The 9,956-nt window shown below is 62.5% G+C and carries 9 protein-coding genes and 1 pseudogene; 8 read left to right on the top strand and 2 right to left on the bottom strand.

Annotation, left to right across the window (positions count from 1 at the left end):
- Positions 1 to 139 precede the first annotated feature (139 nt).
- From E5W87_RS30120 to E5W87_RS30100, 5 genes are all read left to right on the top strand, one after another.
- On the top strand, positions 140 to 1,117 hold the full coding sequence (locus tag E5W87_RS30120) for a substrate-binding domain-containing protein (RefSeq protein ID WP_292405955.1): 978 nt from the start codon (positions 140 to 142) through the stop codon (positions 1,115 to 1,117).
- A gap of 118 nt (positions 1,118 to 1,235) precedes the next feature.
- Positions 1,236 to 2,285, top strand: a complete 1,050-nt coding sequence (locus tag E5W87_RS30115; RefSeq protein ID WP_292405952.1) for a zinc-binding dehydrogenase — start codon at positions 1,236 to 1,238, stop codon at positions 2,283 to 2,285.
- Positions 2,286 to 2,288: 3 nt separating this feature from the next.
- Positions 2,289 to 3,182: an aldose 1-epimerase gene (locus E5W87_RS30110; RefSeq protein ID WP_292405950.1), complete on the top strand. Its 894-nt coding sequence runs from the start codon at positions 2,289 to 2,291 to the stop codon at positions 3,180 to 3,182.
- Positions 3,183 to 3,196: 14 nt separating this feature from the next.
- Positions 3,197 to 4,192 (top strand): ABC transporter permease, encoded by a 996-nt coding sequence (locus tag E5W87_RS30105; protein WP_292405946.1) that lies wholly within the window; start codon positions 3,197 to 3,199, stop codon positions 4,190 to 4,192.
- A 23-nt stretch (positions 4,193 to 4,215) separates the two neighbouring features.
- Positions 4,216 to 5,727, top strand: a complete 1,512-nt coding sequence (locus tag E5W87_RS30100) for a sugar ABC transporter ATP-binding protein (RefSeq protein WP_292405943.1) — start codon at positions 4,216 to 4,218, stop codon at positions 5,725 to 5,727.
- Between the two features lie 50 nt (positions 5,728 to 5,777).
- Here the strand turns inward: E5W87_RS30100 and E5W87_RS30095 are convergent, their stop codons facing one another.
- Both E5W87_RS30095 and E5W87_RS30090 read right to left on the bottom strand, forming a co-directional pair.
- Positions 5,778 to 6,104, bottom strand: coding sequence for a hypothetical protein (locus E5W87_RS30095; RefSeq protein ID WP_292405940.1), 327 nt, complete (start codon positions 6,102 to 6,104; stop codon positions 5,778 to 5,780).
- 23 nt (positions 6,105 to 6,127) lie between these two features.
- Positions 6,128 to 7,014, bottom strand: a pseudogene (locus E5W87_RS30090) (alpha/beta fold hydrolase).
- A 283-nt stretch (positions 7,015 to 7,297) separates the two neighbouring features.
- Here E5W87_RS30090 and E5W87_RS30085 point away from each other — a divergent pair.
- The 3 genes from E5W87_RS30085 (at position 7,298) to E5W87_RS30075 (ending at position 9,873) form a co-directional block, all read left to right on the top strand.
- Positions 7,298 to 7,678, top strand: coding sequence for a cytochrome c family protein (locus E5W87_RS30085; protein ID WP_292405937.1), 381 nt, complete (start codon positions 7,298 to 7,300; stop codon positions 7,676 to 7,678).
- A 111-nt stretch (positions 7,679 to 7,789) separates the two neighbouring features.
- Positions 7,790 to 8,734, top strand: coding sequence for a heme o synthase (locus tag E5W87_RS30080; protein ID WP_292405934.1), 945 nt, complete (start codon positions 7,790 to 7,792; stop codon positions 8,732 to 8,734).
- 377 nt (positions 8,735 to 9,111) lie between these two features.
- Entirely contained in the window at positions 9,112 to 9,873 is a 762-nt protein-coding gene (locus E5W87_RS30075; protein WP_292405931.1) for a DUF2189 domain-containing protein, read from the top strand.
- Positions 9,874 to 9,956: the final 83 nt, after the last annotated feature.

Here is a 9,956-nt window from a genome sequence, read left to right as displayed (position 1 = left end):
ATCTATAATTCAGTTTGATCCGATCTAGACGCCTAGCGCCGATCTCGGATTGGGCAAGTCCCGTAGGGAGAGGTTGCCTGCAGTCCGACTTGGCTGCGGCGCCGCGACGGCACAATTCACCATCCGTTGGGAGGACGACATGAAATCCATAAAGCAGTTTGCAATTGCAGCACTTGCAGCGGCCACGGTTGGTTCGGCGGCAGCGCCGGCATTGGCCGATTCGACCGGCATCGGTGCCATCTATCTCGACGACGTCGGTTTTTATGCCGCCGTGCGCAAGGGCATCCAGGACAGCGCCAAATCGATGGGCAAGGAGATCGACCTGCTCGAGACGAATGCTCGCGCCGATCCGGGCGCCGAAGCCTCTTTCATCGACCGCCTGATCTCGGCCAACGTCAAGGCTATCATCCTCTCCGCCGTCTCCGCCGACGGTTCGGTGCGCGCCATCAAGCGGGCGCATGAGGCGGGCATTCCGGTCGTGTGCTACAACACCTGCATCAACGACGCCGACATGAAGAAATATGTCTATGCCTATGCGGTTGCCGATCCGACGGAGTTCGGCCGCCAGCTCGGCGACGTCGCGGCCGATTATTTCATCGCCCAGGGCATCAAGGAGCCGAAGATCGGGGTGCTGAACTGCGAATTCGTCGAAGTCTGCGTCAAACGCCGCGACGGCTTCGAGGCGGCGCTCAAAGCCAAGGTTCCGGGCTACGTCATCTCCGCGAACCAGCGCGGCACGGTGCTCGATGATGCCGTGTCGGTCAGCGATCAGATGCTGTCGGCCAACCCGGATATCGACGCTTTCTTCGGCGAAGGCGGCGATGCCGGCACCGGTGCAGTGCGCACCATCAAGCAACGCGGCCTGGCCGGAAAAGTCGTCGTCTTCGCCGCCGACATGACGTCTTCAGCCGCGACCGAACTCGCCGACTTCTCGGTGATGAAGGCAGTCGCCGACGTGTCCGGCCAGGGCATCGGCAAGCTGGCGCTCGAACAGGCGCTGAATGGCGCCGAGGGCGGGAAGGCCGCCGATATCATCGTGCCCATGGGCATATCGATCTTCAAATCGGCCGACGACGCCAAGAAGTGGCTCGAAACCCACAAGGATGGCCTTTCCTGATCGCATCCTCCCGAACCATGCGATGCTGGCCGCCGCATCCCGGAGGCCAGCCTTTTCGGGAAACCGACAATCTCGGATACTGCCCGCGGTCGAAAGAACCGGGGCCCGGAGCTTGATCATGCCAAAAATGCTTGCCGCCTACCTTCCAGGCAATTCTACTGTCGACCTGCGCGAAATCGACCGTCCGAAGCCGGGTATCGGCCAGGTGCTCGTGAAGATGAAGGCGTCCGGCATCTGCGGCAGCGACATCCACTACATCTATCACAGGCATCTCGGCGACGATCCGCGCACGTCCTATCAGGGCGTCGTGGCGGGGCACGAGCCGGCCGGGCAGGTGGTCGACCTTGGCGCCGGCTGCCGGCATTTCAAGCCGGGTGATCGCGTCGCCGTCTATCATATTTCCGGCTGCGGCTTCTGCCGCAACTGCCGCAAGGGGTTTCAGATCTCCTGCACCGATCCACAGCGTGCCGCCTATGGCTGGCAGCGCGACGGCGGCCACGCCGAATATCTCATCGCGGACGAGCACGATCTCGTGCACCTTCCCGACACACTGTCCTACCGCGACGGCTGCTTCATCTCGTGTGGCGTCGGCACCGCTTACGAGGCTGTGCTGCGCGGCAATGTTTCGGGCAGTGACGCGGTGCTCGTCGTCGGCCTCGGGCCGGTCGGCATGGCGGCGCTGATGCTTGCCAAGGGCCGTGGCGCGCGCCTGGCGATCGGCGTCGATACTCAACCCGATCGGGTCGAGACGGCGAGGAAGCTTGGCCTGCTCGATCACGGCCTCGTCGCCGGGCCGGACGCGCTCGGCGCCATCAACGAGTTGACCAAGGGCGGTGCTGCAGTCGCCATCGACTGCTCCGGCAATCCCCGCGGCCGGCTGCTGGCACTGCAGGCGACGCGCACCTGGGGGCGCTGCGTCTATATCGGCGAAACCGGCAAGGTCGAATTCGACGTCAGCGACGACCTTCTGCACCGCCAGCGGACCATCTACGGCTCATGGGTGACCAGCGTCCACAATATGGACCAGTGCTGCGAGGATCTCGACGCCTGGGGCCTGCACCCGCACGACATCATCACCGACGCCTTCCCGCTGGAAAAAGCGCCCGAGGCCTATGCGCTGATGGCAGGCGGACGCTCGGGAAAAGTCATTGTCGAGTTTCCGGACTGAGCGATGGCCGATATCGAGATCGCCAACGAAGCACTGGCCCTCACCGTCACCACGACCGGTGGAGCGATTTGGCGGTTTCTTTCGCTTTCGGGCGATGTGGAGGTGCCGCTGTTTCGCGAGCCACCGCAGGGGCCGGAACGAGAAGCGCTAAAATCGGGCTGTTTTCCGCTGGTGCCCTTCGGCAACCGGGTGCGCGACAATCGCTTTTCCTTCGAAGGCCAGGAGCATTCGCTCACCCCCAACATGGACTGGGACAGGCATTATCTGCATGGCGGCGGCTGGACCGGCGAATGGCAAATTGTCCGCCACACAAGCACAGAGATTGTACTTACGTTCAGCCACCGCGGCACCGGCACTCCGTATGCCTACGATGCCGAACAGCGCTTTTCGATCGACGGCTCTACACTGACGACCACGCTGTCCGTCACCAATCGCGGCGCGTTCGCGCTGCCGTTCGGCCTCGGCTGGCATCCATATTTCTCGTTGACCAAAGGAACCACGCTCAAGGCGGCCGCTCGCTCCTGTTGGGATGAGGATTCTTCCTGGCTGCCGACCGTCGAGCATCCGGTCGCCGGCGATATCGACTTCTCCCAACCGCGCGGCCTGCCGCGCCGCTGGGTCAACACGGTTTTCGAGGGCTGGAACGGCGGGGCTGACATCGACTGGCCGGAGAGCGGGATTGCACTGGCGATCGATGCCGATCCCCTCTTTTCCCGCTATCTGGTCTTCGTTTCCGATCCGGCCTTCGATGCCGGTTACGACTATGATTTCTTCTGTTTCGAACCGATGAGCCACAGCGCTGACGGCCATAACATGCCCTCCGGCGGCGGGCTGGTGAGGCTGGCGCCCGGTGAAAGCCTCACAGGCTCCGTTCGCTACACCTGCCACCGGCCTTGACGAGGAAGATTGCGATGAGCGTCACCACAACCACCCCCGACCGTCGGCGCGGCTTTCGCCTGTTTGCGCTCGACATGAACGAGATCGGCCTGATCGTCATTTTGCTCCTGCTCTATTTCGGCTTCGGCGCGACCACCAACGGCTTTCTGTCGGCCAACAACCATCTCTCGCTGCTGCGCGACGCAGCCTCCATCGCGATTGCCGCCTGGGCGGTGACGCTGATCATCATCGCCGGCGAGATCGACGTCAGCGTCGGGCCGATGGTCGCTTTCACCTCCGTCTGCCTGGCCTTCATGCTGAAGGCCGACGTCAACGTCGCGCTCGCCATCCTGGCCGCACTTGCCATCGGCGGTGCGCTCGGCACTTTCGCCGGATCGCTGCGCGCTTATTTCGGGGTGCCGTCCTTCGTTGCCACACTCGGCCTGTGGAGCGCGCTGCGCGGCATGTCGTTCTTCACCACCAACGCGCTGCCGGTCACCTTCCCCGACAACGCTTTCCTCGACATCCTTGCCGACAACATCTTCGGCATCCCCACCTCAGCCATCGTCATGCTGGTGCTGTTCGCCATCTTCTCCTTCGTCAGCCAGAAGACCGCCTACGGCCGTTCGATCTTCGCCGTCGGCGGCAACGCCAATGCCGCCGAACTCTGCGGCATCAACGTCGCGCGCATTCGCGTGCTGATCTTCACCACCTCGGGCGTGATGGCAGCACTTGCCGGCGTGCTGTTGACCGCGCGCCTCGGCTCCGGCAATGCCGGTACCGCCTCCGGCCTCGAATTCGACGTGATCGCAGCCGTCGTCATCGGCGGCACGGCTCTGTCGGGCGGACGCGGCTCGATGCTTGGCACGCTGCTCGGCGTCTTCGTCATCACGCTGATCGGCAACGGGCTGGTGCTGCGCGGCATCAATCCGTTCTTCCAGGAAGTGGTGCGCGGCGTCATCATCGTCGCCGCCGTGCTCGCCAACATCCTGGTTACGCGCTATCGCGAACGCCGCATTTTCGGCGCCTGACGGAAACCGGGAGAGGATCAGCCATGCAGACCGCCCGCCAGCAGGATCCGCAGACCTTGGTCGCCGCAGTGCGTGGCGCGACCAAGCACTATCCCGGCGTGCTTGCGCTGGACGATGTCGATTTCGAGATCCGCCGCGGCGAAGTCCGCGCCCTGCTCGGCAAGAACGGTGCGGGGAAATCGACACTGATCCGGCTGCTGACCGGGGCCACACTGCCTGACAGCGGCGAGGTCACGATCGACGGCGCGGCGCTGACCGGTTCCGGCACCCAGCGCACGGTCGAAGCTGCCCGGCTCGGCGTGAGCGCCGTCTATCAGGAGCTCAGCCTGATCGTCGGCATGAGCATCGCCGAGAACCTGTTCCTCGGCCGCTGGCCGTCCAGCATGGGCGTGCTTTCCCATGGCGACATGGAGCATCAGGCGCGCGAGACGCTGGCCCGGCTCGGGCTGAAGCTCGATCCGCGCCGCCGCGTCGCGACGCTGAGCCCGGCCGAACGACAGCTCGTCGAGATCGCCCGCGTCATGATCGGCGAACCGAAGCTCGTCATCCTCGACGAGCCGACCAGCTCGCTCGCGGCAGCCGAAGTCGAGCTCCTGTTCAACGCCGTGCGCAGCCTGGCCGCCGCCGGCATCGCGGTGATCTATGTCAGCCATCGCATGAGCGAGATCCGGCAGATCGCCGAGGCTGCCACGGTGATGCGCGACGGCAAGGTTGCGGGGACCGTCGAGCTTGCTGGCGCCGACACCGCCGAGATCATCCGGCTGATGCTCGGTCGCAGCGGGCAGGAGGATCGACTCGTCGGCGCGGCGAGGGGAGGCGCTACCGTGCTGTCGGTGCGCGATCTTGCCGTGCCGCCGAAGCTTGCCGGTGTCAGCTTCGACCTCAAATGCGGTGAAGTGCTGGGTTTTGCCGGCCTGCTCGGCTCGGGCCGCACCGAGCTGCTGAGGGCGATCGGCGGGCTCGATGGCGTGCGCGCCGGCACCGTGCTGCTCGGTGACAAGGACATCACCCGTGGCTCCTATGGCGAGCGGGTCAAGAGCGGGATCGGCATGACGCCGGAAAGCCGCAAGGAGGACGGCATCATGCCGCTGCTCGGCGTGAACGAAAACACCGTCGCTACCGACTTCTCGAAGGTGGCAGTGAACGGCGTCATCTCGGCATCGAGGATGGCAGAAGCGGCGGGCGACATCATCCGTCGTATCGGTATCAAGACGGCGCGTATCGACACGCCGGTCGGCACGCTTTCGGGCGGCAATCAGCAGAAAGTGGTGATCGGCCGCTGGGTCTATGCCGGCAGCCGTATCCTGCTGCTCGACGAGCCGACCCGGGGTGTCGACGTCGAAGCGAAGTCGCAAATCTATGCCATCATTCGCCAGCTCGCCGCGGAGGGCAAAAGCATCATTTTCGTGTCCAGCGAGATTGAGGAACTGCCGAAGGTCTGCGATCGGGTCCTGGTGCTGAAGGACGGGAACTTCGTGCAGGAATTCTCCGCACCCGGGATCGAGACCGACGCGCTGATGGCGGCCTGCCTTTAGAACTCGGCTGATGAACATCGCGAGAATCAGCTGCAGCCGTTACCGCCGCCCTAATCGCGAGGCGACTGATTGACGAGAATCCGCATCACGGTCACTCGGTTTGGCAGTTCGACAAGAAACTCTTCGTCGCGCGGCAGGTGATGGATCTTGTGCGGGTCGCCGCCGGTGAAGCTCGCCATGGCTTCGACGTCAGGCCAATATGAGATCGTCACGAACTCTGTTTCTTCTTCGCGATCTTCGCGAAATAGCTGCACGCCAAGTGCCTTCTCCTGAAGCGGCGGAATGCCTTCGCGGCGTAGATATGGCTCGTAGGCATCTGCCAGATCACGGCGTGTCCTTCCGCGCCAGATCCGGGCAATTGTGGCGTTGTCGGTCATGAAGTGCTCCTCTGTGCGGGCGACTAATGCAGGGCCTCGCCAAGAAACCGTCGCACCAGCGGCAGGGCGACATCGAAATGGGTCTCCAGCAGCCAGTGCCCTGCGTCGTTCAGCAAATGCAGCTCGGCCTCGGGAAGATCGCGCAGATAGGCGCGCGCTGCCGGCTCGGGCATGTATTCGTCCTTCGGCCCCCAAAGAATCATTGCCGGCGGCCGCTGTTCGCGCAGGTACTCCTGGTAACGAGGAAACCAGTCGAGATTAGCCTTGAGCTTCTCCATCAGTCCGACTGAAAGCGCGCGGCGCACGGGCGTATCCATCAGCGGCCAATGCAATTTCACAGATCGGGCGGCACACGTTGGGCGACGTCGTCATCGACTTCACCCACGAACTCGGCGCGAAAGCCGTCCTCGCTCACCGCTTTTTCCAGCGGCGCACGGTTCGCTGGTGAAGGATCCCGCCAGAAACGCTGGATCGTTTCGTATTTGGGGCCAAGAGCATCCGCGTAGATGTCGCCATTCTGGATGATAAGGGCCTTGATCCGCGACGGATGCGCTATGGCGTGGCGCAGGCCGATCTGCGAGCCGTAGTCGTGCAGCCACAGTGCGTAGCTGCCGAGCCCCAGCGCGTCGGTGAACCGCTCCAGGAAAGTCGCGTAGGCGTCGAAATCATAACCGAACCGCGCCGGATCGGGGGTTCCACTGTAGCCAAAGCCGGGGAAGTCCGGCGCGACCGTCCGCCACCGATCAGCGAGCGCCGGCATCAGCCGGCGATATTCAAAGGATGAGCAGGGATAGCCATGCGGAAGCAGCAACACCGGCGCGGCTTCAGGGCCTGCCTCTCTGTAGAAGACCGTCTCGCCGTCGATCGTGAGGGTGCCGTGGCGCACCTCCAGGACGCTGCTGTCGTTCATGGACGCTTCTCTGATCTTTGATCTTGGGGACGTTGAACCGTAGCTGTTCTAACGCCTCCGACCCGGGATGCGTTCCGACTGCGCGCCGTCGAGCTCCCTCGTCGCTTTGGCGGCAATCTTGCCGGTGGGCTTCTTCTATCTGCCAGCCAAATTCTGTGGTATGTAGACGCCGCAATTCCATAGCGGGAGACGCGGATATTCCGCTCTGTCGTGCAAGGGGCGCATGCCGTGTCGGCACGCGCAGATCGTCCAAGGCAGACTTGGCGATCGGGGAGGAAATGCCATGCGTGCAATCGCGTTTTTCGCCGTCGTGTCCGTTGCGACGTTCATCACAAACCAATCGCAGGCACAGGATGCCGCCGCGGGTGAGAAGGTCTTCACCAAATGCAAGGTCTGTCACGTCGCGGACAAGGACCAGAACAAGGTCGGTCCGTCGTTGAGCGGCGTCATCGGCCGGACGGCCGGCACGCATCCGGGGTTCAAATATTCCAAAGCCATGACCGAGGCGGGTAAATCCGGCGTCAAATGGGACGAAGCCACGCTGACCAGCTACCTTCAAGATCCCAAGGCCATGGTCAAAGGCACAAAGATGGCGTTTCCCGGCCTCAAGAAGGAGGAAGACGTCGCCAACGTCATCGCCTATCTGAAGCAATTCTCCAAATGACCCGGTTCTTCCTCCAGGAAGTAACCCGGTTCTTCCGCCAGGAAGTGACCTGGCTCTTCCGCCGACCGTTCGGTCGGTCAGATTGCCCGCTTCCATCGGTGGTCGCCTGAAATGTCGGCTCGGGAAAGCGGCCTCGAGGATACCGGTATCCAGATCTCGGAAGCCACGGTCAGTGACTTCTTCGCGCTTCTGAAGCCGCGCGTCATGGCGCTTGCTGTCTTTACCGCTTTCGTTGGCCTGATGGTGGCGCCCGGGGTGATGAATCCGGTCATCGCCGTGATAGCAATCGGTGCAATTGCGGTTGGAGCAGGAGCGGCCGGGGCTCTCAACATGTGGTATGATGCCGATATTGATGCGTTGATGTCGCGCACGTCAAAGCGGCCGGTCCCATCAGGCCGGGTCACGCCAGGCGAAGCTCTCGGCTTCGGCCTGGTGCTTTCCGTACTTTCGGTCATGACGCTCGGCGTGCTGGTGGGGTGGCTTGCCGCAGCGCTGCTGGCCTTCACCATTTTCTTCTACGTCGTCGTCTATACAATGTGGCTGAAACGCTCGACGCCGCAGAATATCGTCATAGGCGGCGCCGCGGGTGCCCTTCCTCCTGTCATCGGGTGGGCGGCGGCCACTGGCACCGTCGGGATTGAAAGCCTCATCCTGTTTCTGATCATTTTCCTCTGGACGCCGCCGCATTTCTGGGCCCTCGCACTGTTCAAGATCGGCGACTATGCCGCGGCCGGCATTCCCATGATGCCGAACGTGGCCGGCCAGGCTTCAACCAGAAAACAAATCTTCGTCTATTCGCTGATCCTGGCACCAATCGGCGTGCTGCCTTGGGCTTTCGGCTTCGCGAGCGGATTCTACGGGATTGTTTCGGCCGCATTGGGCGCAGGCTTCATCTGGCATGCCTGGAAGCTTCTGGTCGACAAAAGGGTTGAAGGCTGGGAGATGAAACGCGCAAAGGCGCTGTTTGCCTATTCGATTTTCTATCTCTTCGCGATCTTTGCCGTGCTGCTTGCCGACACCATCGTATTGCGTGCCGTCATGTCAGCCGGAAATTGACGGTATACCTCGGATTTGCTTGCCAGATTGAGACAGTCAGTCGGCGATTGCCGAACGAGGTGTGGCCGAACCTGCTCGAATCTCACGTTGGCAGTGCACAGAAGCCCAGCAACAGCAGAATAACTATGCCAAGGCCGAGTATGAGAACGGTCTTTCCATCCATGACCTTCACCCTTCAACCCACTTTGGAGAATATCGAAGAAAGGCCGTTAGAGCTAGCCTGATCACTGGAGCCGCGCTGTTCTGACAAAGGGCGACAAACGCCATGCAAGAGAGTATGTTGATCATGGTGCAGGTCGCGGTTTTGCGTGGCCAGTCACGCTGAACGACGGCACCGTGAACCGCGACCTTACCGGACCTGGTCTGGAGGAATGGTCATGGCAAGTTTTCACGTGATTGCAGGCGCCAGCGAGACGCTGGAACACACCAGAATTCGAAAGATTGGCGTTTCCGACCTTTTCGACGCGCTCAGGCGTGGCGTCGACGATTTCATGGTCAAACCGTCGCATATCGTTTTCCTCTGTCTGATCTATCCGCTTGTCGGCGTCGTGCTCGCCGTCTGGACATCGGGCAACAATGCGCTGCCGTTGCTGTTTCCGCTGGTGTCGGGTTTTGCGCTGATCGGTCCATTCGCGGCGCTCGGCCTTTATGAGATCAGCCGGCGACGGGAGGCTGGGCTGGACGCCTCCTGGGGCCACGCCTTCGAGGTCAGGAATTCTCCGGCGCTGCCGGCTATCGCGGCGGTCGGCATCATGCTGCTTGCGATCTTCGTTGCCTGGCTTTTGACCGCGCAGGCATTTTACCAAAACCTCTTCGGCCCGGCGCCGCCGGAATCGCTATCCGGCTTCATCAGCGAAATATTCGCCACGGGACGTGGCTGGACGCTGATCATCCTGGGCCACGCTATCGGCTTCCTCTTCGCCGCGGTCGTGTTGTGCACTACGGTCGTCGCGTTCCCGCTCTTGCTCGACCGCGACGTCGGTGCCTATGAAGCCATCCACACCTCGGTGCGGGTGGTCCTGGCGAACCCGATCGTGATGGCTGTCTGGGGACTGATTGTCGCCGTCGCCCTGATCATAGGCTCGCTGCCGGTGTTCGCCGGTTTGGTGGAAGCCGGCGATTCCACAACTTTGCGATAGACGTGCCAGGTGGCGTGACCGAGGATCGGCAGCACGACCGCCAGCCCGGCGAACACCGGCAGCGAGCCTATGATCAGGGCGAC

Origin of the sequence: Mesorhizobium sp. (assembly GCF_004962925.1) — a bacterium.
Taxonomy (GTDB): domain Bacteria; phylum Pseudomonadota; class Alphaproteobacteria; order Rhizobiales; family Rhizobiaceae; genus Mesorhizobium.
The sequence above is the reverse complement of the archived record's forward strand: the minus strand, read 5'-3'. Positions and strand labels throughout refer to the sequence as shown.